At 73.5% G+C, this 21,354-nt stretch carries 21 protein-coding genes and 1 tRNA gene; 13 read left to right on the top strand and 9 right to left on the bottom strand.

All coding sequences use genetic code 11. The features are described 5' to 3' along the window. Nucleotides 1-8: 8 nt before the first annotated feature. Nucleotides 9-923 (bottom strand): DMT family transporter, encoded by a 915-nt coding sequence (locus tag ACIP4Y_RS24490; protein ID WP_401397170.1) that lies wholly within the window; start codon nucleotides 921-923, stop codon nucleotides 9-11. Between the two features lie 355 nt (nucleotides 924-1,278). Here ACIP4Y_RS24490 and ACIP4Y_RS24495 point away from each other — a divergent pair, with 355 nt between their 5' ends. The 3 genes from ACIP4Y_RS24495 to ACIP4Y_RS24505 all read left to right on the top strand — a co-directional run bounded on the left by ACIP4Y_RS24495 (nucleotide 1,279) and on the right by ACIP4Y_RS24505 (nucleotide 3,747). Continuing rightward, entirely contained in the window at nucleotides 1,279-2,256 is a 978-nt protein-coding gene (locus tag ACIP4Y_RS24495) for a hypothetical protein (protein ID WP_401397173.1), read from the top strand. A 134-nt stretch (nucleotides 2,257-2,390) separates the two neighbouring features. Then, the gene (locus ACIP4Y_RS24500; protein WP_358644153.1) at nucleotides 2,391-3,137 is read left to right on the top strand and encodes a molybdopterin-dependent oxidoreductase; all 747 of its coding nucleotides are present in this window, start codon (nucleotides 2,391-2,393) and stop codon (nucleotides 3,135-3,137) included. Then, nucleotides 3,121-3,747 (top strand): cytochrome b/b6 domain-containing protein, encoded by a 627-nt coding sequence (locus ACIP4Y_RS24505; RefSeq protein WP_401397176.1) that lies wholly within the window; start codon nucleotides 3,121-3,123, stop codon nucleotides 3,745-3,747. Before ACIP4Y_RS24500 ends, ACIP4Y_RS24505 begins: the two co-directional genes overlap by 17 nt. A gap of 303 nt (nucleotides 3,748-4,050) precedes the next feature. Here the strand turns inward: ACIP4Y_RS24505 and ACIP4Y_RS24510 are convergent, their stop codons facing one another. Further along, nucleotides 4,051-5,448 (bottom strand): gluconate:H+ symporter, encoded by a 1,398-nt coding sequence (locus ACIP4Y_RS24510; RefSeq protein ID WP_401397179.1) that lies wholly within the window; start codon nucleotides 5,446-5,448, stop codon nucleotides 4,051-4,053. A 38-nt stretch (nucleotides 5,449-5,486) separates the two neighbouring features. After that, complete coding sequence (locus ACIP4Y_RS24515; RefSeq protein WP_358644147.1) at nucleotides 5,487-6,005, bottom strand: gluconokinase; 519 nt, start codon at nucleotides 6,003-6,005, stop codon at nucleotides 5,487-5,489. 140 nt (nucleotides 6,006-6,145) lie between these two features. Here ACIP4Y_RS24515 and ACIP4Y_RS24520 point away from each other — a divergent pair, with 140 nt between their 5' ends. Next, complete coding sequence (locus ACIP4Y_RS24520) at nucleotides 6,146-6,847, top strand: FadR/GntR family transcriptional regulator (protein ID WP_358644145.1); 702 nt, start codon at nucleotides 6,146-6,148, stop codon at nucleotides 6,845-6,847. Here the strand turns inward: ACIP4Y_RS24520 and ACIP4Y_RS24525 are convergent. After that, nucleotides 6,844-7,236 carry a YchJ family protein gene (locus tag ACIP4Y_RS24525; RefSeq protein ID WP_401397183.1) on the bottom strand — a complete coding sequence of 131 codons (393 nt, stop codon included), beginning with the start codon at nucleotides 7,234-7,236 and terminating at the stop codon, nucleotides 6,844-6,846. The genes ACIP4Y_RS24520 and ACIP4Y_RS24525 overlap by 4 nt on opposite strands. A gap of 89 nt (nucleotides 7,237-7,325) precedes the next feature. On the opposite strand from ACIP4Y_RS24525, the gene ACIP4Y_RS24530 reads away from it, so the two are divergent. Genes ACIP4Y_RS24530 through ACIP4Y_RS24540 form a run of 3 tightly spaced genes read left to right on the top strand, consistent with a single transcriptional unit; the run spans nucleotide 7,326 to nucleotide 10,077 of the window. After that, complete coding sequence (locus tag ACIP4Y_RS24530) at nucleotides 7,326-7,634, top strand: dsRBD fold-containing protein (protein ID WP_358644141.1); 309 nt, start codon at nucleotides 7,326-7,328, stop codon at nucleotides 7,632-7,634. Between the two features lie 12 nt (nucleotides 7,635-7,646). Then, entirely contained in the window at nucleotides 7,647-8,951 is a 1,305-nt protein-coding gene (locus ACIP4Y_RS24535) for a phosphoribosyltransferase family protein (RefSeq protein ID WP_401397186.1), read from the top strand. 10 nt (nucleotides 8,952-8,961) lie between these two features. Then, entirely contained in the window at nucleotides 8,962-10,077 is a 1,116-nt protein-coding gene (locus tag ACIP4Y_RS24540) for a CapA family protein (protein WP_401397189.1), read from the top strand. Nucleotides 10,078-10,087: 10 nt separating this feature from the next. Here ACIP4Y_RS24540 and polX read toward each other — a convergent pair whose 3' ends face one another. Beyond that, on the bottom strand, nucleotides 10,088-11,815 hold the full coding sequence (polX, locus tag ACIP4Y_RS24545) for a DNA polymerase/3'-5' exonuclease PolX (protein WP_401397192.1): 1,728 nt from the start codon (nucleotides 11,813-11,815) through the stop codon (nucleotides 10,088-10,090). Between the two features lie 63 nt (nucleotides 11,816-11,878). After that, nucleotides 11,879-11,966: transfer RNA gene (locus ACIP4Y_RS24550), tRNA-Leu, on the bottom strand. A gap of 212 nt (nucleotides 11,967-12,178) precedes the next feature. Between ACIP4Y_RS24550 and ACIP4Y_RS24555 the strand changes: the two genes are divergently transcribed. The 3 genes from ACIP4Y_RS24555 (at nucleotide 12,179) to ACIP4Y_RS24565 (ending at nucleotide 14,840) form a co-directional block, all read left to right on the top strand. Beyond that, nucleotides 12,179-13,504 (top strand): M20/M25/M40 family metallo-hydrolase, encoded by a 1,326-nt coding sequence (locus ACIP4Y_RS24555; RefSeq protein ID WP_401397195.1) that lies wholly within the window; start codon nucleotides 12,179-12,181, stop codon nucleotides 13,502-13,504. A 146-nt stretch (nucleotides 13,505-13,650) separates the two neighbouring features. After that, nucleotides 13,651-13,884 (top strand): chaplin ChpH, encoded by a 234-nt coding sequence (gene chpH, locus ACIP4Y_RS24560; RefSeq protein ID WP_358644131.1) that lies wholly within the window; start codon nucleotides 13,651-13,653, stop codon nucleotides 13,882-13,884. A 116-nt stretch (nucleotides 13,885-14,000) separates the two neighbouring features. After that, a complete protein-coding gene (locus ACIP4Y_RS24565; protein ID WP_401397198.1) occupies nucleotides 14,001-14,840 on the top strand; it encodes a chaplin in 840 nt (279 codons plus the stop codon). Between the two features lie 69 nt (nucleotides 14,841-14,909). Here the strand turns inward: ACIP4Y_RS24565 and ACIP4Y_RS24570 are convergent, their stop codons facing one another. Further along, entirely contained in the window at nucleotides 14,910-15,098 is a 189-nt protein-coding gene (locus ACIP4Y_RS24570) for a DUF5703 family protein (RefSeq protein ID WP_043407302.1), read from the bottom strand. Nucleotides 15,099-15,145: 47 nt separating this feature from the next. On the opposite strand from ACIP4Y_RS24570, the gene ACIP4Y_RS24575 reads away from it, so the two are divergent. Then, the gene (locus ACIP4Y_RS24575) at nucleotides 15,146-15,850 is read left to right on the top strand and encodes a hypothetical protein (protein ID WP_401397203.1); all 705 of its coding nucleotides are present in this window, start codon (nucleotides 15,146-15,148) and stop codon (nucleotides 15,848-15,850) included. 88 nt (nucleotides 15,851-15,938) lie between these two features. Here ACIP4Y_RS24575 and ACIP4Y_RS24580 read toward each other — a convergent pair whose 3' ends face one another. Both ACIP4Y_RS24580 and ACIP4Y_RS24585 read right to left on the bottom strand, forming a co-directional pair. Continuing rightward, a complete protein-coding gene (locus ACIP4Y_RS24580) occupies nucleotides 15,939-18,143 on the bottom strand; it encodes a helix-hairpin-helix domain-containing protein (RefSeq protein ID WP_401397206.1) in 2,205 nt (734 codons plus the stop codon). After that, nucleotides 18,140-19,123, bottom strand: coding sequence for an aldo/keto reductase (locus ACIP4Y_RS24585; protein WP_401397209.1), 984 nt, complete (start codon nucleotides 19,121-19,123; stop codon nucleotides 18,140-18,142). The genes ACIP4Y_RS24580 and ACIP4Y_RS24585 overlap by 4 nt, the downstream gene beginning before the upstream one ends. A gap of 169 nt (nucleotides 19,124-19,292) precedes the next feature. Between ACIP4Y_RS24585 and ACIP4Y_RS24590 the strand changes: the two genes are divergently transcribed. Together ACIP4Y_RS24590 and ACIP4Y_RS24595 are read left to right on the top strand one after the other, a co-directional pair. Then, nucleotides 19,293-20,348 (top strand): LLM class F420-dependent oxidoreductase, encoded by a 1,056-nt coding sequence (locus tag ACIP4Y_RS24590; protein WP_358644121.1) that lies wholly within the window; start codon nucleotides 19,293-19,295, stop codon nucleotides 20,346-20,348. A gap of 207 nt (nucleotides 20,349-20,555) precedes the next feature. Then, nucleotides 20,556-21,350 carry a ferritin-like domain-containing protein gene (locus tag ACIP4Y_RS24595; protein WP_401397213.1) on the top strand — a complete coding sequence of 265 codons (795 nt, stop codon included), beginning with the start codon at nucleotides 20,556-20,558 and terminating at the stop codon, nucleotides 21,348-21,350. The last annotated feature ends 4 nt before the right edge of the window (nucleotides 21,351-21,354 follow it).

Here is a 21,354-nt window from a genome sequence, read left to right on the forward strand (position 1 = left end):
GGGCGGCCTCAGCGTCGCTGGAGGTGCCCGGCCCGGTGCTCCTGCTGCGCCGTGCCGCACGGCATCGCCGGATGCAGCCCGAGCAGCACGATGCCCGTCACCACGGCCGCGAGCCCGGCCGCCTCCCAGGCCAGCGCCCCGGTGTCGGTGCGCAGCCGGTCGCCGAGGAAGCCCACCCCGCACAGGATCCCGGCGAGCGGCTCGGCCGCCGTGAGGGCGGGCAGCGACATGCGCAGCGGGGCGGTCTCGAACGCGCTCTGCACCAGGACGAGACCGGTGACCCCGCACGCCACCACACCGTACGGCTGCCAGCCGGTGAACAGCTCGCTGAAGCCGCCGTCGGAGAAGCGGACGCCGCTCACCCGGGTCAGCGCGTCCTGGACGCCGTACAGCAGTCCGGCCGCCAGGGCCAGCAGCACCGGGCCCCAGCTCAGCCGGGAGCGCTTGGCGTACGTCGTGAGGACCAGGGCCGCGCCCGTCACGGTCCCGATGATCAGCCAGTGCCGCAGCGGATCGGCGACGGCCGTGCCGCCGCGCGGCTCGCCGGCCACGATGAACGCGCTCACCCCGCCCGCGAGCAGCAGCAGACCGGCCCAGCCCTGGCGGCCCAGGACCTGCTTGGTCCGGTGCCGGGACAGGGCGAGGGCGAACAGCAGATTGGTCGCGAGCAGCGGCTCGACCAGGGAGATCTCGCCTCTGCCGAGGGCGGCCGCGCCGAGCACCATGCCGGCCACCATCAGCCCGAGCCCGCCCAGCCAGCGCGGCACCCGCATCAGGTCGAGCAGCAGCCGGAAAGAGAGGAAGTCCTTCAGCGGCGCCTTCTGCGCCGCGTCTTGCTGGAGTACGAATCCGAAGCCCAGACAGCAGGCCGCGCTCACGGCGAGAAGGAGAACCAGAACCGACACGCTGTGTACCTCGATCATCCGGCCGGACCACGGGCGCGTAGTGGCCGACTGTAGCGCTCCCGGGACGGAGTGCCCCGGAAGTGCCCGATACCGGGCGGTTGACTCGCCATGCTCCGCAACCAGCGGGCGCGGCGCCATGGCGTACGCCACAGAAGTCGGGGCGGACGGCCCGGAACGCGATGGCATACGCCACAGGAAAATTCCACCGGCGTGACCGCCCGGGAACCGGCCCACCTGCACCGGAGCCCTCAAGTCCGGTCTCGAGCCCGGAAGTTGAAGCTCTCAACAGCGTCGTTCCGCTTGACGCGACCCTTGGCTGGGGGTTTGCTGTGCGTGATCGGTCGATGGCAGCCCGAGAAACAGGAAGCCCGCGGTGCCCCCTCTCCCGCATCTGCTCGGCGCTCGCCGGGCCCGAACGGAACCGTCCGGCGCGCCCGCCCAGGACGCCTCCGGCACCTTCGACGCCGCCCTCGACGACGCCGAACTGCACACCGCCCGGACCGCGTTGGCCCAAGGCCGACGGCAGGCCGCGCGCTCCCTGCTGGTGCACACCGGCGACGACTGGGACCGCCGCGGCCACCGCCTCACGGCGCTCGCCCAGGACCCGTACGCCGCGGCCTGGGCGAGCGACTGGCTGGCCGCCGAGCCCGGCTCCGCCGACGCCGCCGCGCTGCTCGCCCTGGCCCTGGTCCACCGCGCACTGCGCGGCAAGGAGGAACCCGGCCGGGCCCGCGAGGCCTGCGACACCGCCGCCGGCCTCGCCCCCGCCGACCCCACCCCCTGGCTCGGCCGGCTGCTGCTCGCCCGCGCCCTCGGCCCCGAGCGCGAGGTGCTCGACACCTTCTGCGAGCTGCGCCGCCGGCACCCCGAGCACCACCACGCCCACCACCTGCTGATCGCGCGCCTCGCCGAACGGCCCGCGGGCGGCCGGGGGGCCGACGTCCACGAGGTGTACGACGTCGCCGAGCTGGCCGCCGCCGAGGCCCCCGCCGACTCCCCGCTGGCCGTCCTGCCCGTCGTCGCGTACGCCGAGCGCTACCGGGTCCTCGCCGCCGCAGGCCTGGCCCCGGCCGACCCGGCCGCCTCCGGGCACTGGTCCGGCCCGCGGGCCCGGCGCATCCTGCGCGCCTGCTTCGACTGGTGGCTGGAGTGGGAGCACGACGAGCACCCGCGCCGTCACATCGACCTCAACCACCTCGCCTTCGCCCTGACCTGCGCCGGCCGCCCGGCCGAGGCGGCGGCCCTGTTCCAGCGCATCGGCGAGCACGCCACCCCGGCGCCCTGGTCCTACGCGCACCCCGATGCCCGGGCCGCCTTCGACGCGGCCCGCACCCGCGCGCTCGGGCAGTGAGAACAAGTGAGAAGCAGTGAGAAACCGCGCCCTCCCCGACGTACCCATGGCAGGTACGGAAAAAGTGATGACGAAAGTCTGACCAGCGACCCGATCATCTGGCCCCGCGCGGCCCCGAGTGCTCGAATGAACACGTGAACCCTGAACCATCCGAGGAACCCATACCCGAACCGGAACCGGACGGCAGGCCCATCGGCCGCCGGGTCTTCCTCGGCACCCTCGGCCTGGGCGCCCTCGGCGTGGTCGCCGCGCCCGCGCTCCAACGCGGCCTCGAAGGCTTCCTCGGCGGCGTCGCCGACAAGGACCCCACCGGCCTGACCGGTCTGCTGCCCAACGGCGGCGGCTTCCGCTACTACTCCGTGGCCGCCTCCGTCCCGCACCGGACCGCCGCGGACTACCGCCTCACCATCGACGGCCTGGTCGACCGCCCGCGCGGCTACACCCTCGCCGACCTGCGCGCCCTGCCGCAGACCCGGCTGGTCCGGGACGTCCAGTGCGTCACCGGCTGGCGGGTACCCGGCACCCCCTTCCAGGGCGTACGCCTGTCCCACCTGCTCGACGCGGCGGGCGTCCGCCCCACCGCCAAGGCCCTGCGCTTCACCTGCTTCGACGGCACCTACACCGAGAGCCTCACGCTCGACCAGGCCCGCCGTCCGGACGTCCTGGTCGCCCTGCGCATGCAGGACAAGGACATCGGTCACGACCACGGCGGCCCGGTCCGCCTCTACGTCGCCCCCATGTACTTCTACAAGTCCGCCAAGTGGCTCTCCGGCATCACCGTCACCGACCGGGTGCGCCCCGGTTACTGGGAGGACCTCGGCTACGACGTCGACGCCTGGGTCGGCCGCTCGAACGGACGGACCGATGAGCCTACGAGCTGAGACCCCTGCCCCGCCGGGCGCCCGCCTCCACCGCTTCACCCGCGCCGAGCGACGGGTGCACCGCGCGACGGCCGCGCTGATGGGCGTGTGCGTGCTGACCGCCGCCGTCCTCTACATCCCGCAGCTGGCGGTCCTGGTCGGCCGCCGGGAACTGGTCGTCCGGGTCCACCAGTACGCCGGCCTCGCCCTGCCGGTGCCGGTCCTGCTGGGCCTGGCCTCCCGCGCCTTCCGCGCCGACCTGCGGTTCCTCAACCGCTTCGGGCCGCACGACCGGGTCTGGCTGCGTGCCGCCCTGCGCCGCGACCGACGCCGCGAGCAGCGCCCCGCCGGCAAGTTCAACGCCGGCCAGAAGATCTACGCCGCCTGGATCGCCGGCGCCACCCTGGTCATGCTCGGCACCGGCCTGATGATGTGGTTCACCCACCTCACCCCGCTGATGTGGCGCACCTCGGCGACCTTCGTCCACGACTGGCTCGCCCTGACGATCGGCGTGGTCCTGGCGGGCCACATCGGCATGGCCCTGGGCGACCCGGAGGCGAGACGCGGCCTGCGGACGGGAACGGTGAGCGAGGAGTGGGCGAACCGGGAGCACCCGCTCTGGCGCCCGTAGCCCCCTGCTGTCCCGTGCCGCTCAGCACTCCAGCAGCACCTTGCCGGACCGCTCCCGGTCAGCGGCCGGCGCGAACACCGGCGCGATCTGACGATCCGGATGACCGCGGCCGGCCCGCGAAGGTGGACGTCGCCGTGGCCCCGGGGGCGGCCCGCCGGCCTGGACACCTGTCTGCGGCTGGTGCGGCGCGGGGGTGTGGTCGTGTCCGCGCCGCGCCCGCAAGCACACGCCGCCCGGCCCACCCGCGCCCGTTGAGGACCACCGTGCAGCCGGCCTCGGCCGGACCCCGTCGTCGCCGTGCCCCTAGATGATCAGGGAGAGGAGCAGGACCAGGCCGCCGGCGACCACCGAGATGATGGTCTCCATCACCGACCAGGTCTTCACGGTCTGCCCGACGCTCAGCCCGAAGTACTCCTTCACCAGCCAGAAGCCGGCGTCGTTGACATGGCTGAAGAAGAGCGAGCCCGCGCCGATGGCCAGGACGAGGAGCGCCGCGTGCGTGGTCGACATGTCGGCCGCGAGCGGCGCGACCAGACCGGCCGCCGAGACCGTCGCCACCGTCGCCGAGCCGGTCGCCAGCCGGATCGCCACCGCGATCAGCCAGGCCAGCAGCAGGGCCGGGATCGACCAGTCCTTGGAGACGTCCAGGATCATCCGGCCCACCCCGGAGTCGATCAGCGTCTGCTTGAAGCCGCCGCCCGCGCCCACGATCAGCAGGATGCCGGCGATGGGCATCAGGCCCTTCTCGACGGTCTGCTGGAGCCGGCCCTTGGTGAACCCGGCGGGCCGGCCCAGCGTGAAGAAGCCGACGATCACGGCGGCGAGCAGCGCGATCAGCGGGGAGCCGACGACGTCGAAGACGCGCTGGGCGGTGTGCGCGGGGTTGTCGACGACGATGTCCACCAGCGCCTTGGCCAGCATCAGCACGACCGGCAGCAGCACGGTGGCGAGCGTCGCGCCGAAGCCCGGCCGGCGCTGAAGCTCCTCCGAGGCGCGCTGCGGCAGCATCCGCTCGGGTGCCGGCACGTCCACCCAGCGGGCGGCGACCTTCGAGAACAGCGGACCGGCGATGATCACCGTCGGGATGGCGACCAGGATGCCGAGCGCCAGGGTCACGCCCAGGTTGGCCTTGACCGCGTCGATGGCGACCAGCGGGCCGGGGTGCGGCGGGATCAGGCCGTGCATCACGGACAGACCGGCGAGGGCCGGGATGCCGATGCGCATCAGGGAGTAGTTGCCGCGCTTGGCGACCATCAGCACGACCGGGATCAGCAGCACGATGCCGACCTCGAAGAACAGCGGCAGGCCGATCACGGAGGCGATCAGCACCATCGCCCACGGCATCGCCCGCCCGCCGGCCCTGGCGAGGATCGTGTCGACGATCTGGTCGGCGCCGCCGGAGTCGGCGAGCAGCTTGCCCAGGATCGCCCCGAGCGCGATCAGGACGCCGACGCCGGCCACGGTGGAGCCGAGCCCGGTGGTGAAGCTGGTGATGGCCTTGTCGAGGGGCGCCCCGGCGACCGCCCCGAGCGCCAGCGACCCGATGGTCAGCGCGAGGAAGGCATGGAGCTTGAACTTGGTGATGAGCAGGACGATGACGGCGATGCCCACCAGGACGGCGATGCCCAGCTGGGCGTGTCCGGCGGAAGTGATCGGCGCAGGTGCGTCCGCTGCCAGCATCTCGACGCTGAGTCTGGTCACGGGGGTTCCCTTGGGTTACGGGGGACGGGGGTGAGGTGTTACTCGGATGCGACGGGAAGCGCGTCCAGGGCCCGCACGGCTCGCTCGGTGATCTCCTGCGGACTGCCGGCGACGTCCACGGCCACTCCGGCCTCGTCCGGCTGGAGCGGCTGGAGCGTGGCGAACTGCGAGTCCAGCAGCGCCGTCGGCATGAAGTGGCCCTGCCGCTGGGACATCCGCTCCTCGATCAGCCGCCGGTCGCCCGTGAGGTGCAGGAACACGATTCCGGGCGCCACGGCCCGGAGCCGGTCGCGGTACGACCGCTTCAGCGCCGAGCTGCTGACCACCCCGCCCAGTCCGGCCCGGCCGTGCGCCCAGTGCCCGATGGCGTCGAGCCACGGCCACCGGTCGGCGTCGTCGAGCGGGATCCCGGCCGACATCTTGGCGATGTTGGCCTGCGGGTGGAAGTCGTCGCCCTCGGCGTACGGGACGCCCAGCCGCGCGGCGATCAGGGGACCGATCGTGGTCTTGCCCGTCCCCGCGACGCCCATCACGACGACGACCTGGGGGGTTCGCATGACTGCCTCGCTGTCTTCCTCGACATCCGACGCCACTGCGGCGTCGCCACACTGAAACCCATTAGGTACGACGAATTCAAGAGTCTGTGACTTATAAGTCTGACTTTTTCTCGCCGTGATCCACGCCGTACGCTGAGTGCATGAGCACACCGGGCCGGGGGCTGCACGGCCATGTACTGGACACCCTCGGCCCCGCGATCACCGGGGGTGAGTACCCGCCGGGCAGCGTTCTGCGCACCGACGAGCTGGCACAGCACTTCGAGGTGTCGCGCTCGGTGATGCGCGAGGCGGTGCGCGTGCTGGAGTCCATGCACCTGGTCGAGTCCCGCCGCCGGGTCGGCGTCACGGTCCGCCCGAAGGCCGAGTGGAACGTCTACGACCCGCAGGTCATCCGCTGGCGCCTGGCCGGCGCCGACCGCCCGCACCAGCTGCGCTCGCTCACCGTGCTGCGCTCCGCGATCGAACCCGTCGCGGCCGGCCTCGCCGCCCAGCACGCCACGGCCGAGCAGTGCGCCGAACTCACCGAGTGCGCCCTCGGCATGGTGGCCAACTCACGCGGCCACAAGCTGGAGAACTACCTGGTCCACGACATCGCCTTCCACCGGGTCGTGCTCACCGCCTCCGGGAACGAGATGTTCGCCCGGCTCGGCGACGTCGTCGCGGAGGTGCTGGCCGGCCGCACCCATCACGAGGTCATGTTCGAGGACCCCGACCCGGCGGCCGTCACCCTGCACGTGCAGGTGGCCGAGGCGGTCCGCGCGGGCGACGCGGCCCGCGCCGAGGAACTGACCCGGCAGATCACCGTGGGCGCCCTCCAGGAGCTGGACATCCTCGCGCCCTAGCTGCGGGCTTCCGGCTGGTCGGGGAAGTCACCGTCCACGTACACCCACGCCCCGTCCACCCGCTCGAACCGGCTCCGCTCGTGCAGCGAGCCGCCCCGGTAGGAGGCCCGGAAGGTCACCGTGCCGGTGCCGTGGAAAGCGGACCCGTCGGTGGTGTCCAGGATCTCCAGTCCCGTCCACCGCATCCGCGGGTCGAGGTCCAGCCGCTGCGGCCGGGTCCGCGGGTGCCAGGTGCGCAGCAGATACCCGGCGTCCCCCTGCACGAACGCGCAGTACCGCGACCGCATCAGCAGCTCGGCGGTCGGCGCGGCCGCCGCTCCCGCGTGGAAGCGGCCGCAGCAGGCGTCGTAGGGCCGGGGGAGGCCGCAGGGGCAGGTGCGCGAGGTCATGGCCCCATTCTGCCCGCAGCAGGGGAGGCGTCGGCCCCGGGCCGGGTGCACAGTGGAAGAGCAGCGCAGCGCGGGAGGAGAGACGGACGATGACCGGACCCGTGAGCAGCCGTCCCGCCGTCAAGGAGTGGCGGCTGAACGTCTACCTGTGCGAGCACGATCCGGACACCACCGCCCGGATCATCCTGGACACCGGGGACAACGTCCTGGAGAGCCACGCGGAGGCCCGCCGCAACCCCTACGACCGGGCGATGCCGGAGATCGGCGACGAACTCGCCGCCGGGCGCGCGCTCATCGCCATGGGCCGCATGCTGCTGCGCGCCGCCGACGGCGACATGAAGGCGACGGGAGCCGCCGACACGGACGCCCCGGTGCCGCTCTGGCTGTCCCGGGAGTGAAGGAGCGCCGCCTTGCACTTCAGGAACCGCCTCGAAGCGGGCCGACGGCTGGGCGAACGCCTGGAGTACCTCAGGGGCCAGGACGTGGTGGTGCTCGGGCTGCCCCGGGGAGGGGTGCCGGTCGCCGCCGAGGTCGCCGAGGCGCTCGACGCGCCCCTGGACGTCTGCCTGGTGCGCAAGCTCGGCGTGCCGTACCAGCCCGAGCTGGGCATGGGGGCGGTCGGCGAGGACGGCGTCCGCGTGATCAACCAGGAGGTGCTGCGCGGCACCGGTGTCTCGGACGCGGATCTCGCCGGCGTCGAGGAACGCGAGCTGCGGGTGCTGCACGACCGGGCCGCGCGCTACCGGGGTGCCGCCCCCGCGGTCTCCGTCGCCGGCCGGACCGCCGTCGTGGTGGACGACGGCGTGGCCACCGGTTCCACCGCGCGGGCCGCCTGCCGGATCGCCCGGGCCCGGGGCGCGGCCCGCATCGTCCTGGCCGTCCCCGTCGCCCCCCGGGACTTCGCCCGGCGGCTCGGCGGCGACGCCGACGAACTGGTCTGCCTGCACACCCCCTGGGACTTCGCCGCGGTCGGCCAGTTCTACGCCGACTTCGCCCAGGTCGACGACGAAGAGGTGACGGCCTGCCTGCGCCGGGCCGCGAGCCGGCACCGGCACACCGCGGGCGCCGGCTCCACCGACCGCGAAGTGACCGTGACGGCCGGAGCCGTACGGCTCGGCGGACGGCTCACCGTGCCCGAGGGCGCCACCGGCGTGGTGGCCTTCGCCCACGGCAGCGGCAGCAGCCGGCACAGCCCGCGCAACCGGTTCGTGGCCGAGGGGCTGCACCGGGCCGGGCTCGGCACCCTGCTGTTCGACCTGCTCACCGACGCGGAGGAGGCCGACCGGGGCAACGTGTTCGACATCGCGCTGCTGGCCGGCCGGCTGCTCGACGCCACCCGCTGGCTGCGCGAGGAACCCGACGTCGAGGGGCTCGCCGTCGGCTGGTTCGGCGCCAGCACCGGTGCGGCCGCCGCACTGTGGGCCGCCGCCGACCCCGACGCTCGGCCCGCCGCGGTCGTCTCCCGCGGCGGCCGGCCCGACCTCGCCGGCCCCCGCCTGGCCGCGGTGGCGGCACCCACCCTGCTCGTCGTCGGCGGCGCCGATCCGCTCGTCCTCGACCTCAACCGGGAGGCACAGGCACGACTGCGCTGCGAGAACCGGCTCGCGGTGGTCCCCGGCGCCACCCACCTCTTCGAGGAGCCCGGCACGCTGGAACAGGTGACCGAGCTGGCCCGTGACTGGTTCACGGACCACATGGCACCCGCGCACGTCTAGCCCGCCGGCCATGGGCGAGGACGCCGTCACCCTGTTCCTCGCGGGCGACGTCATGCTCGGCCGGGGCGTCGACCAGATCCTGCCCCACCCCGTCGCTCCCCTCCTGCGGGAGGACTACGTGCGCGACGCCCGGCAGTACGTCGCCCTGGCCGAGGCCGCCAACGGGCCGATACCCCGGCCCGTGGACCCCGGCTGGCCCTGGGGCGAGGCGCTGCCCGTCCTGGAGCGGGCCGCACCGGACGTCCGGGTGCTCAACCTGGAGACCGCCGTCACCCGGGACGGCGACTTCGCACCCGGCAAGGCCGTCCACTACCGGATGCACCCCGCCAACCTGCCCTGCCTCGCCGCGGCCCGCCCGGACGTCTGCGTCCTCGCCAACAACCACGTGCTCGACTTCGGACCGGCCGGCCTGCGAGAGACGCTGGACTCCCTCGCCGCGGCCGGACTGCGCACCGCCGGGGCGGGCCGGGACGCCGCCGCGGCATGGCGCCCGGCGACCGTGCCGCTGCGGTCCGGCGGACGCGTCCTCGTCTTCGCCTTCGGCATGCCCTCCAGCGGCATCCCGCACAGCTGGGCCGCCACCGGCGACCGGCCCGGCGTCGCCCTCGTCACCGCGCCGACCGCGGCCGCCGCCACGGAGTTCGCCGACCGCCTGCGCCGGGTCGAACGGCCCGGCGACCTCGTCGTCGCCTCCGTCCACTGGGGCCCCAACTGGGGATACACCCCCTCCCGCGCCGAAGTCCGCTTCGCCCACGCGCTCGTCGAGGCGGGCGCCGACATCGTCCACGGACACTCCTCGCACCACCCGCGCCCGCCGGAGGTCTACCGCGACCGGCTCGTCCTGTACGGCTGCGGCGACCTCGTCGACGACTACGAGGGCATCGGCGGCTACGAGCGCTACCGCGACGACCTGCGCCTGCTGTACCTGGTCTCGGCCGAGCCCGGCACCGGCCGGCTCACCGGTCTGCGGATGGTGCCGCTCCAGGCCCGTCGGCTCCGCCTGGAGAACGCCTCGGCCGAGGACACCGCCTGGCTGCGCTCCGTCCTCGACGGCTACGCCCGCGACCTCGGCACCCGCGTCGAGCACGGCGCCGACGGCACGCTGACGGTACGGCCCCTCGCCTGAGTCCGGACCCTCACTTGCGCCCGCCCTTGCGCAGGAACCGGCGCAGCCGGGTGAGCGGCCAGGTGTTGATCACGTCCTCCCCGGTGAGCCAGCCGCGCTGCGCGGTGCCCACCCCGAAGCGCAGCTGCGCGAGGTGCGGGACGGAGTGCGCGTCGGTGTTCACGGCGAACTTCACGCCGTGCTCCCGGGCCCGCAGGATGTCCTCGTCGCGCAGGTCCAGCCGGTCCGGCTGGGCGTTGACCTCCAGCGCGGTCCGGGTGCGCGCACAGGCGGCGAACACCTCGTCCCAGTCGGCGTCCACCCCAGGCCGCTTGCCGATCAGCCGGGTCGTGGGGTGCCCGATGATGTGGACGTACGGGTTCTCGCAGGCCCGCACCAGCCGCCGGGTCATCGCCGTGCGGCCCAGGTCGAAGTGCGAGTGCAGCGAAGCCACGCACAGGTCGAAACCGGCCAGGAACTCCTGCGGCCAGTCCACCTCGCCGTCCGGACCGATGTTCAGCTCGGTGCCGTGCAGCAGCCGCATCCCGTGCCGGGTGCCGTCCAGCTCCCGCAGCCGCTCCCGCTGGGCGAGGATCTTCTCCTCCGTCATGCGCTGCATGTACAGATCGGGCGCGTGGTCGGTGACCGCGTAGTACGCGTACCGGCGCTCGGCGGCGGCCTCCACCATCGCCTCCAGCGAGGCCAGACCGTCCGTGAGATCGGTGTGCGTGTGCAGGTCACCGCGGATGTCCCGCTCGGTCACCAGCTCCGGCAGGCCGTCGCCCAGCGCCGCTTCGATCTCCCCGCGGTCCTCGCGCAGCGTCGGCGCGATCCACGGCAGCCCCAGCCGCGCGTACACCTCCTCCTCGGTGCGGGAGGCGACCGACTCCCCGCTCCCGGTGTCGAACACGCCGTACTCGGAGAGCTTCAGCCCCCGGTGCACGGCGATGGTCCGGGTCCGGATGTTGTGCGCCTTGGACCCGGTGAAGTACTGCATCGCGGCGCCCCACGACTCCGGCGGCACCACCCGCAGATCGACCTGGAGCCCCTTGCCGGTGCGCACCGACGTCTTCTTCGTGCCCCGCGCGACGACCTCGGTCGTGACCGGCAGCTCGCACAGCGCGTCCATGAACGGCGCCGACCGCTCCGCGGCGACGAGCACGTCCAGATCCCCGACCGTCTCCCGCATCCGGCGCAGCGAACCGGCGTACGCACAGCGCCTGCAGCCCGTCACGGCGGACAGCTCCCCGACGATCTCCTCGGCGGTCTCCAGTGCCGACGACAACGGCACCCGCGTGCCTGCCCGCTGGAGCAGCTCGATGCCGTGCCGGATGTTCTCCTGCGTCTTCTCGCCGAAGCCCTTCAGATCGGCCAGCGCGTCCGCCTCGATGGCCGCGGCCAGCTCGCTCACCGACGAGATGTGCAGGTCCTCGTAGAGCCGCAGCGCCTTCTTCGGGCCCAGGGTCGGGATCGTGATCAGCTCGCGCACCCCGGCGGGGATCTTCGCCCGGCGCTCCTCGACCACCGCCATCCGGCCCGTGCGCAGGTACTCGGCCACCTTCTCGGCGATCGACCGGCCCACGTTCGGGATCTCCCGCAGTCCCTCGGCGTCCAGCGTGGAGATGTCCGTGGGACACCCGCCGATCGCCCGTGCCGCCTTCTCGTAGGCGCGCGCCTTGAAGGCGTCGCCTCCGGTGATCGCGATGAGATCGGCGTACTCCCGCAGGAGCGCCTCGACCTCGTCGTTGGGCCGGGCCACCCCTCAAGTCTAGGAAGTCGCACCGGGGCATGAAAAAGGCCCCTGTTGCAGCAGGGGCCTCACTGGTGTCCGAGGGGGGACTTGAACCCCCACGCCCGATAAAGGGCACTAGCACCTCAAGCTAGCGCGTCTGCCATTCCGCCACCCGGACAAGGTGTCTGTCGTGCGTGGTTTCCCTTTCGCGGGCTTCCCTCGCGGCGACGAAGGAAACATTACCAGGCTTTCGGGGGTGGCTGATCACCCCCCGGTCCCGCAGCCGGTCGCCCGTGAACGGCGCGTGTCGGGCCGGGTCCGGTCTTGGGCCCGGAGCGGGGCCGGAGAGAGGATGAGGGGACCACCAGCAGTGACAGCGGGAGGAAGCACGTGAGCGAGACGGACACGGCCAGGAGCGTCACCGGCGAGGACGAGGTCGTGGACCTCTGCCGCGAGCTGATCCGGTTCGACACCAGCAACTACGGCGACCACTCGGGCCCGGGCGAGCGCAAGGCGGCCGAGTGGGTCGCCGAGAAGCTCGCCGAGGTCGGGCTGGAGCCGAAGATCTACGAGTCCCACCCCGGCCGCGCCTCCACGGTGGCCCGCATCGAGGGCGAGGACCCGTCCCGGCCCGCGCTGCTCATCCACGGCCACCTGGACGTCGTACCGGCCAACGCCGCCGACTGGACCCACCACCCGTTCTCCGGGGAGATCGCGGACGGGTGCGTGTGGGGGCGCGGGGCCGTCGACATGAAGGACATGGACGCCATGACGCTGGCGGTCGTCCGCGACCGGCTGCGCAGCGGGCGCCGGCCCCCGCGGGACATCGTGGTCGCCTTCCTCGCCGACGAGGAGGCGGGCGGCACGTACGGCGCCCGCCACCTGGTCGACCACCATCCCGAGCTGTTCGAGGGCGTCACCGAGGCGATCAGCGAGGTCGGCGGCTTCTCCTTCACCGTCGACGACCAGCGGCGGCTGTACCTGATCCAGACGGCCGAGAAGGGCATGCACTGGATGAAGCTGACCGTGGCCGGGACCGCCGGGCACGGGTCGATGATCCACCGCGACAACGCCATCACGGAGCTGTCGGAGGCGGTCGCCCGGGTCGGCCGCCACACGTTCCCGGTCCGGGTCACCAAGACCACCCGGGCCTTCCTCGACGAACTCGGCGACGCGCTCGGCACCGAGCTGGACCCGAAGGACATGGAGTCCACCCTCGCCAGGCTCGGCGGCATCGCCAAGCTGATCGGCGCCACCCTGAGCAACACCGCCAACCCCACCCAGCTGAACGCCGGCTACAAGGTCAACGTCATCCCGGGCGAGGCCACCGCCCACATCGACGGCCGGTTCCTGCCCGGCCACGAGGAGGAGTTCCTCGCCGACCTCGACCGGCTGCTCGGCCCGAAGGTCCGGCGCGAGGACGTCCACTCCGACAAGGCACTGGAGACCAGCTTCGACGGCGCGCTGGTGGAGGCCATGCAGTCCGCGCTGCTCGCCGAGGACCCCACCGCCAAGGCGATCCCCTACATGCTCTCCGGCGGTACCGACGCCAAGTCCTTCGACGACCTCGGCATCCGCGGCTTCGGCTTCGCCCCGCTGAAGCTGCCGCCGGAGCTGGACTTCGCCGGCATGTTCCACGGCGTGGACGAGCGGGTGCCGGTGGACGGGCTGCAGTTCGGCGTGCGGGTGCTCGACCGGTTCATCGACGCGTCGTGACGCTCTGCCCTCAGGCATTCGGGCAGTCGTACGAGAACGACTGAGAAGGGTGAATGCGACGATCGGTTCGTAGCTTCATCAGTCCCTCCTCGTTACAGGTGATGTGATCCCGAACCTTGGGGTCGCATTGCCAACGAGGAGGAAGAATGATCAAGAAGGTCGTCGCTGCTGCGGCTGCCACCGGTGGGCTGGTTCTCGCGGGTGCGGGTCTCGCCGTCGCCGACTCCGGTGCCCAGGGTGCCGCCCTGGGCTCCCCGGGTGTGGTGTCCGGCAACGTCATCCAGGTGCCCGTCCACGTCCCGGTGAACGTGTGCGGCAACACGATCAACGTGATCGGGCTCCTGAACCCCGCCTTCGGCAACGCCTGCGTCAACAAGTGACGCCGGCTCCCTGAGGGGCGTCCTTTAACGAGCCGTCGGCCTCGGAGCGCACGCCATGCGCTCCGAGGCCGACCGGTCTTTCGCACGAAGACATGGAAGGCAGGGGGGAATTCAGCATGCGACAGGGCACGCGCAAGGGCCTGATGACCATGGCGGCCGCGACCGGCGTGATCGCCGCCGCGGGCGGCTACGCACACGCCGACTCGGGCGCGGCGGGCAGTGCCGGCGGTTCACCGGGCGTACTGTCCGGCAACACCGTGCAGGTGCCGGTGCACGCACCGGTGAACATCTGCGGCAACACCGTGAACGTCGTCGGGCTGCTCAACCCGTCGGTGGGCAACAAGTGCGCCAACCACGGCGGCACCCCGGGGGGTCAGTACGGTGAGCAGGGCAGCTCCGGCGGCTCGCACGCGAGCGGCCACACCGCCGGCTCGCCGGGCGTCGGCTCCGGCAACACCGTGCAGGTACCGGTCGACGTCCCGGTGAACGTCTGCGGCAACAGCGTCGACGTCGTCGGGGCCGGCAACGCCACGACGGGCAACGACTGTGCCAACGGCGGCGGGCACGGGCACGGCACCCCGCCCGGTCAGCCGGGTCACCCCGGACACCCGGGTCAGCCGGGTCACCCCGGACACCCGGGTCACCCCGGTCAGCCGGGTCAGCCCGGCACTCCTGGTCACCCCGGTCAGCCGGGCGAGCCCGGCCACCCCGGTACCCCGGGCGACTCCGGCAAGCCCGGCCACCCCGGCACGGGCACCCAGAGCGGCACGGGCGGCTCCACGGCCCACGGTGCGTCCCAGGTCACGGCCGAGGCGGGCCGCTCCGCCCAGCCGCTGGGCACCGCCCAGCTCGCGCACACGGGCAGCGAGGTGCCGCTCGGCATCGCGCTGCCGGCCGGCGCGGGCGCGCTGCTCGCGGGCGCGGTGCTCTACCGCAAGGCACGGGCCGCGGCGTGACCGAAAGCGGAGCGGGCCCTGCCATCCCGGCGGGGCCCGCTTCCGTCTCGTCCGGTCACATGTCCCGGCTCACCACGTGGCACGCACCTGGCGGATGATCCGCCGGCGCAACCGCACCTTGCGGCTGCCGTCGCGCAGCAGGCTCAGTCGGTCCAACTCCCAGTGTCCGTACTCGGCATGGTCCGTCAGCAGACGTGTCGCCTCCTTGCGGGAGACCCCGCGAGGCACGTACACGTCGACAAATTCGTATTCCGGCATCGCATCTATTGTGCGGGCTGGTGCCCGGTACGGATAGCGTCTGCACTATGTCTGATGCTGCGCAGCCCACCGCTGCCGAGGTACGCGCCGCCGCCGAGGCGATCAAGACCGCGCTCGACCGTCATCTGGCCGCGGTCGAACGCAGGTCGGGGGAGGACGACCCGGCCGTTTCCGAGGCGTTCAACCAGCTGGCCGCTGCCGCCGAGGCGTACGACGAGCTGCTCTACGACCGTTACGACGAGGTCACGCCCTTCGAGATCCCCGGTGCGGAGGACACCCTGCCGCCGTACGCGGGCCCGGACGAACCCCACGCGATCAGCGTGCTGATCCGCCGCGACTACACCGTGGCCGAACCCCAGCGGCTGCTGGCGCAGGCCCAGCGGGTGGAGGCGGCGGAGTTCGACGACGGCGAGGACGACGACCGGGCCGCCGCGACCCTCCCCGGGGCGCTGGGCATCCTCTTCGGCGAGTTCGAACCGGACGAGATCGCGTCCCGGCACAAGGAGTTCGGCCTGGAGGAGGGCGACTCCACGCTCTGGGTCACCGCCTCCGAGGAGCCGCCCGAGGCCGGGGAGTGGCTGGCGGCGCCGTTCGAGCACATCGATGCGCAGCAGGTGGTGTGCCGGTTCGATGTGAGCGCGGTGTTCGACGACGACGAGGTCCCCGACGGCGGGGACGACGACATCGTCTTCGTCGACGAGGACGACGAAGAGGACGAAGAGGAGCTGGAGCCGCTCGACGCCGAGAAGTGAGCGGGGCCGGCGGTGCCGTAGGGCCTCGGGCCGGTACGGCACCACCGGAATCCGCCGCCGTGGCTGACAGCCGTGGCGACGGGGGACGTCAGGCTTCCTGCGGGCGCAGCAGGGTCTGCAGGCGGGTCGTGCGGGGCTTCGGCGGGATGTCCGCGACCGCCTTCGGCAGGGCCTGCTCCACGCCGTGGACCACGGACAGGTGCCGTTCCGCCCGGCCGAACGCCGTGTACACCCAGGGGCGGCTGAGGACCTGCACGGCGTCGCCGGGCAGCACGACGACCGCCGCCGGCCAGCGGGCGCCCACCGCCTGGTGCGCGGTCAGCGCCCAGCCGTGCCGGACACCGCCCTCCACCCGCTCCCGCGGTACGACGACGGGCCCGTCGGCGCACGACAGGTGCAGCCCCTCGGCGTCGGCCTTCACCACCACGCCCGGCACCGCGCGCCCCGGCACGGGGGAGTAGACGATCCGGTCACCGGGGTCGAAGCCGCCGAACCGGCCGGGACCGGGGTTGAGGCGCTCCTTCAGGGCGGCGTTGAGCGCGCGGGTGCCCGCGGCGCCGCCGTGGCCCGGGGTGATCACCACGGTCTGGTCGGCCGGGATGCCGATCGCCCGCGGCACCGAGTCGGCGACGAGCTGCACCGTCCGGTGCACGGCCTCGCCCGCGTCCCGCACCGGCACGATGACGATCTCCTTGCCCGGGGCGGCGACCTGGTTCAGCTCGCCGATGCCGATGCCGGAGACCAGCTCGCCGAGCGGGCCGGGGTCGGGGACACGGGAGACGGTCTGCGGGCAGACCCGGGCCGCGAGCAGGTCGGCGAAGACCCGGCCCGGACCGGCCGACCACAGCACCCCGGGGTCGCCGCTCAGCACCAGCCGGGCCCCGTCGGGCAGCGACTCCACCAGCATCGCCGCGCCCTCCACGTCCAGCTGCGGCGCGTCCAGCACGATCAGCAGGTCGAGTTCCAGGGCGCCGTCCGTGTCCCGGCCCGGGCCCTCGGCGCCGGACAGCAGCCCGGCGACCGTGCCCACGCCCCGCTCCGCCGGCACCCCGCCCAGCTCTGCGGCCAGCCGCCCGCGCCCGTCCGCGGTGTGGCAGACGGCGAAGGCGCGCAGGCCCGCGGCGCGGGCGGCACCGAGCAGCGCGGCCGGTTCGGCGCGGGCCGCCTCCCCGCCGGTGTGCAGCACCAGGCCGTGCCCGGCGACCGCGCGGGCCAGCTCGGCCGCGCCGCCGGACAGCCCGGCGGCGACCGTCTCCCAGACCTGTCCGGTCTCCTGGGACAGGGAGTTGACAAGACGGGCCAGGCCGTCGGCGAGGCTCTCCTCCGCCAGCGCGTACCGCTCCAGGCCGACGAGGACCCGGACCGGCCGCTCCTGCTCCTCGTCGGTGTCCTCACCGGTGCCGGCGGCCTGGGGCGCGGGCGCGCCGGGCTCGTCCAGGGCGTCCTGGAACACCAGCGCCTCCCCCTCGGCGAGGGTCGCCTGCACCGCCGCGTCCGGGTCCGGCACACCCTGCCGGCCCAGCGCCGCGGTGAGCGTGGGCAGGTCCAGGGCGGTGTGCCCGGCCACGGCCGCCTGCTCCAGCAGCCAGACGGTCACCGCGCGGCCCCGCCGCTCGTCGTCCGGGGCGCAGCCGGCGCCGAGCAGCGCCCGCGCGAAGCCGTCGGCCTGCTCCGGCCGCACCCCGGCGACCCGGAGCAGCTGCCAGGGGTCCTCCCGCAGCGCGGTGTCGGCGCCCTCGCCGAGGACCGCGGCGACCTGGGCGGCCAGGGCGTCGGGCGCGCCGCCTTCGGTCAGCACCCGGCGCACGGCGTCGACGGCCTCCGGGGCGGGACCGCTCGGCGCGACCGGCGCGGGGGCGGGCTGGGGCCTGCGCACCGGTTCCGGTGCGGTGCGGCGCGGTGCCGGCGCGGGCTCCGCGAAGACCGTGGCCGTCGGCTTCTCGCCGCTCTCGACGGCGCGGACCGCCGCGAGGAGGTCGGCCGCCGTGCCGCTGAGCTTGCCGCCGCTCTCGATCCGGCTCCTCTTCTCGGCCTTGCGCCGCTCGATCCGCTCCCGCTCGATCCGCTGCGCGGCCAGCTCGGCCTCCGCCTCGGACAGCCCGGCGGCGGCACCGTCCTCCGCCCCGGCACCGCCCTCGGCTGCGGCGCCTTCCCCGTCGTCGGCGGACTCCGCACCGCCGGCCGTGTCCGTGCCCTCGGCCGGGACGTCCCCGTCGGTGCCCCGGTCCGGGGTCTCACGGGTGTCCGGCGCCCCCGGCTCGGCGTTCTCCGTGGTCTCCGGCTCCGTGCTCACAGCGTGCTCCAGTCGTGATCGGGGTAGCGGTGCACGGGCGCCGACACATCGTCCAGCGCCCGGCAGATCTCGTCAGGAAGACTAAGGGCCTCCACTGACAACGCCGCCGTGAGCTGCTGCGCGTTGCGCGCGCCGACGATCGGCGCGGCCACCCCGGGCCGGTCCCGCACCCAGGCGAGGGCCACCTGGAGCGGGGTGACCGCGAGCCCGTCGGCGGCCGTCGTCACCGCGTCCACGATCCGGGTCGCCGTGTCGTCCAGGTACGGCTCGACGAACGGCGCCATGTGCTCCGAGGCGCCGCGCGAGTCCGGGGGAGTGGTGTGCCGGTACTTGCCGGTGAGCACGCCCCGGCCCAGCGGGGAGGAGGGCAGCAGGCCCACGCCGAGGTCGAGCGCGGCCGGCAGCACCTCGCGCTCCACGCCCCGCTGCAGCAGCGAGTACTCCATCTGGGTGCTGGCCAGCCGGGTGCGGGCGCCCGGCGCGGCGAGCTGCCAGGTGGCCGCCTTGGCCAGCTGCCACCCGCAGAAGTTGGAGACGCCGGCGTACCGCGCCCGGCCGCTGCCCACCGCGAGGTCGAGGGCGTGCAGGGTCTCCTCCAGCGGGGTGTCGGGGTCGTAGGCGTGGACGTGCCACAGGTCGACGTGGTCCGTGCCCAGGCGGGCCAGGGAGGCGTCGAGCGCGGCGAGCAGATGGCCGCGGGAGCCGTCGAAGCGGCGGTCGGGGTCGGGGACACTGCCCGCCTTGGTGGAGATGACCAGATCGCGGCGCGGCACCAGGCCGTCCATGAGCTGCCCGAGCAGATACTCCGCCTCCCCGTCGCCGTACACGTCCGCGGTGTCGACGAGGGTGCCGCCGGCCTCCCAGAACGCCTTCAGCATGTCCGCGGCGTCGTGCTCGTCGGTGTCCCGGCCCCAGGTGAGGGTGCCGAGCCCGATCCGGGACACGCGCAGGCCGGTGCGGCCGAGATGCCTCTGCTCCATGCGGGCGAGATTACTGGCCATAACCGGTGCGGTGGGTTGCCTGTGGATAACCGGGTCGGATGCGTGAACGCCCCGGTGAGACGCGGCCCCCACACCCTGCCCCCGGCACCCGTCCCCGCGCTAAGGTCACCCCGACAGGCACGTTACTCATGGGTAAGGGGAATCGGCCATGCAGCTCGGGATCAACCTCGGCTACTGGGGTGCCGGAATGGACGGCGACAACCTGGCCGTGGCGCAGGAGGCCGACCGGCTGGGCTATGCGGTGTGCTGGGCCGCCGAGGCCTACGGCTCCGACGCGGCCACCGTCCTCAGCTGGGTCGCCGCGCAGACGGAGCGCATCGACGTCGGCTCGGCCATCTTCCAGATCCCGGCCCGGCAGCCCGCGATGACCGCGATGACCGCGGCCACGCTCGACTCGCTCTCCGGCGGCCGGTTCCGGCTCGGCCTCGGTGTCTCGGGCCCGCAGGTCTCCGAGGGCTGGTACGGCGTCAAGTTCGACAAGCCGCTGTCCCGCACCCGGGAGTACGTGGAGATCGTCCGCCGGGCGATGACCCGGGAGCGGCTGTCGTACGAGGGCGAGCACTGGACGCTGCCGCTGCCCGGTGGCCCGGGCAAGCCGATCAAGCTGACCGTGCACCCGCAGCGCGAGCACATCCCGCTCTACATCGCCGCGATCGGCCCGAAGAACCTGGAGCAGACCGGCGAGATCGCCGACGGCGCGCTGCTCATCTTCCCCTCCGCCGAGCACCTGGAGGAGACCACCATGCAGTACCTGCGCGCGGGCCGGGAGAAGGCGGGCCTGACGCTCGACGGCTTCGACGTGTGCCCGACCCTGCCGATCGCCCTCGGCGACGACAAGGACGTGGCCCGGCTCGCCGACACCTTCCGCCCGTACACCGCGCTGTACGTCGGCGGCATGGGCAGCGCCAAGCAGAACTTCTACAACCAGCTCGCGCAGCGCATGGGGTACGAGAAGGAGGCCGCCGACATCCAGCGGAAGTACCTCTCCGGGGACAAGCAGGGAGCCGCCGCCGCGATCCCGCAGGAGCTCATCGACCGGACCACCCTGCTGGGTTCCGTCGACCGGATCGCCGACCGCATGAAAGCCTACGCCGCCGCCGGGGTCACCACCCTCAGCCTGGCCCCGGCCGGCTTCACGCTGGAGGAGCGGATCGCGTCCCTGCGGGCCGGCAGCGAGGCACTGGAGCGCGCGGGGCTGGCGTAAGGGGATGTTCAGCGGCCGTGGTGGGGGCTCGGGGGTCTACCCCGCCACGGCCGTCACCGGGAACAACGCGCCCGCCGCCGCGCGGTTACGACCCCCGCGGTCCTTCTTTCGGCCGAGCGGGCCCGCACCCGTGTTGCGGCTGCCCTCTGTCCGCATTTGACTCGTTCTTTGCGGAAACCCGCGGAACGCTGCGGAGAGGTGGCGCCCATGCTTTCGGCCAGGAGTCTCTTCCAGGAGATCCTCGACCACGACGAGTCCTTCCGGCTCTTCTGCTCCGTCGCCGCCAGCGGAGAGGCCCAGGGCGGCTGGGAGAACGGCCGGATCGCCGCACTGGTACCCGAGAGCGAACGCGCGCTGGCCCCGAAGATCGCCCGGCACGGCGCCGACGAGGACAAGCACGGCCGCATCTTCCACGCCCTGCTGAAGAAGCGCGGCCTCACCCCGGTCCCCGTCCCGCCCGAGACCGACTACACGATGCTTCTGGAGCGGTACGGCATCGGCCTCGCCCACGACAAGCTCCGCCGGGACGAGCCGCTCACCGTGCCGGACATCATCGTCTACCTCGCGCACAGCCGGGTCACCGAACAGCGCGCCGCCGACCAGATGGTGGCGCTCCGGACCCACTTCGCCGACCACCCCGAGGTCGGCAAGGCCGTCCGCGTGATCGCGCACGACGAGGACAACCACCTCGCCTACACCCACGAGGAACTCCTGCGCTTCGCCGCGGCCGGGCACGGCCGGCTGATCCAGCGCACCCTGCGCGCGTGCGCGCTCACCGAGATCCGCGTCTACCGGGACGTCAGCCTCGCCGTCATGGCGCACATGGGCCGCATCCTCGGCTGGTCCAGGGCCAAGTCGGCCGTGCTCGCGGCCGGCATCCACGCCGTGTACGCCTACGAGCGCCTCGCCGGCTGGCACCGCATGGTCGGCCTGAGCGCGCCCGAGCGCCGCGACCCCCTCGGCGGACCCGCGTCGCCCGTCCCCGACCCCGAGTTCGCCTGAGCCG

The sequence above is a fragment of the Streptomyces sp. NPDC088810 genome (assembly GCF_044750305.1).
GTDB lineage: Bacteria > Actinomycetota > Actinomycetes > Streptomycetales > Streptomycetaceae > Streptomyces.

What these genes read in the sequence shown, in the direction of transcription:
- ACIP4Y_RS24490 (WP_401397170.1), bottom strand. Translation starts at nt 923, where the DNA reads ATGATCGAGGTACACAGCGTGTCGGTTCTGGTTCTCCTTCTCGCCGTG.
- ACIP4Y_RS24505 (WP_401397176.1), top strand. Translation starts at nt 3,121, where the DNA reads ATGAGCCTACGAGCTGAGACCCCTGCCCCGCCGGGCGCCCGCCTCCAC.
- ACIP4Y_RS24515 (WP_358644147.1), bottom strand. Translation starts at nt 6,005, where the DNA reads ATGCGAACCCCCCAGGTCGTCGTCGTGATGGGCGTCGCGGGGACGGGC.
- ACIP4Y_RS24520 (WP_358644145.1), top strand. Translation starts at nt 6,146, where the DNA reads ATGAGCACACCGGGCCGGGGGCTGCACGGCCATGTACTGGACACCCTC.
- ACIP4Y_RS24525 (WP_401397183.1), bottom strand. Translation starts at nt 7,236, where the DNA reads ATGACCTCGCGCACCTGCCCCTGCGGCCTCCCCCGGCCCTACGACGCC.
- ACIP4Y_RS24530 (WP_358644141.1), top strand. Translation starts at nt 7,326, where the DNA reads ATGACCGGACCCGTGAGCAGCCGTCCCGCCGTCAAGGAGTGGCGGCTG.
- ACIP4Y_RS24540 (WP_401397189.1), top strand. Translation starts at nt 8,962, where the DNA reads ATGGGCGAGGACGCCGTCACCCTGTTCCTCGCGGGCGACGTCATGCTC.
- chpH (WP_358644131.1), top strand. Translation starts at nt 13,651, where the DNA reads ATGATCAAGAAGGTCGTCGCTGCTGCGGCTGCCACCGGTGGGCTGGTT.
- ACIP4Y_RS24565 (WP_401397198.1), top strand. Translation starts at nt 14,001, where the DNA reads ATGCGACAGGGCACGCGCAAGGGCCTGATGACCATGGCGGCCGCGACC.
- ACIP4Y_RS24570 (WP_043407302.1), bottom strand. Translation starts at nt 15,098, where the DNA reads ATGCCGGAATACGAATTTGTCGACGTGTACGTGCCTCGCGGGGTCTCC.
- ACIP4Y_RS24575 (WP_401397203.1), top strand. Translation starts at nt 15,146, where the DNA reads ATGTCTGATGCTGCGCAGCCCACCGCTGCCGAGGTACGCGCCGCCGCC.
- ACIP4Y_RS24585 (WP_401397209.1), bottom strand. Translation starts at nt 19,123, where the DNA reads ATGGAGCAGAGGCATCTCGGCCGCACCGGCCTGCGCGTGTCCCGGATC.
- ACIP4Y_RS24590 (WP_358644121.1), top strand. Translation starts at nt 19,293, where the DNA reads ATGCAGCTCGGGATCAACCTCGGCTACTGGGGTGCCGGAATGGACGGC.
- ACIP4Y_RS24595 (WP_401397213.1), top strand. Translation starts at nt 20,556, where the DNA reads ATGCTTTCGGCCAGGAGTCTCTTCCAGGAGATCCTCGACCACGACGAG.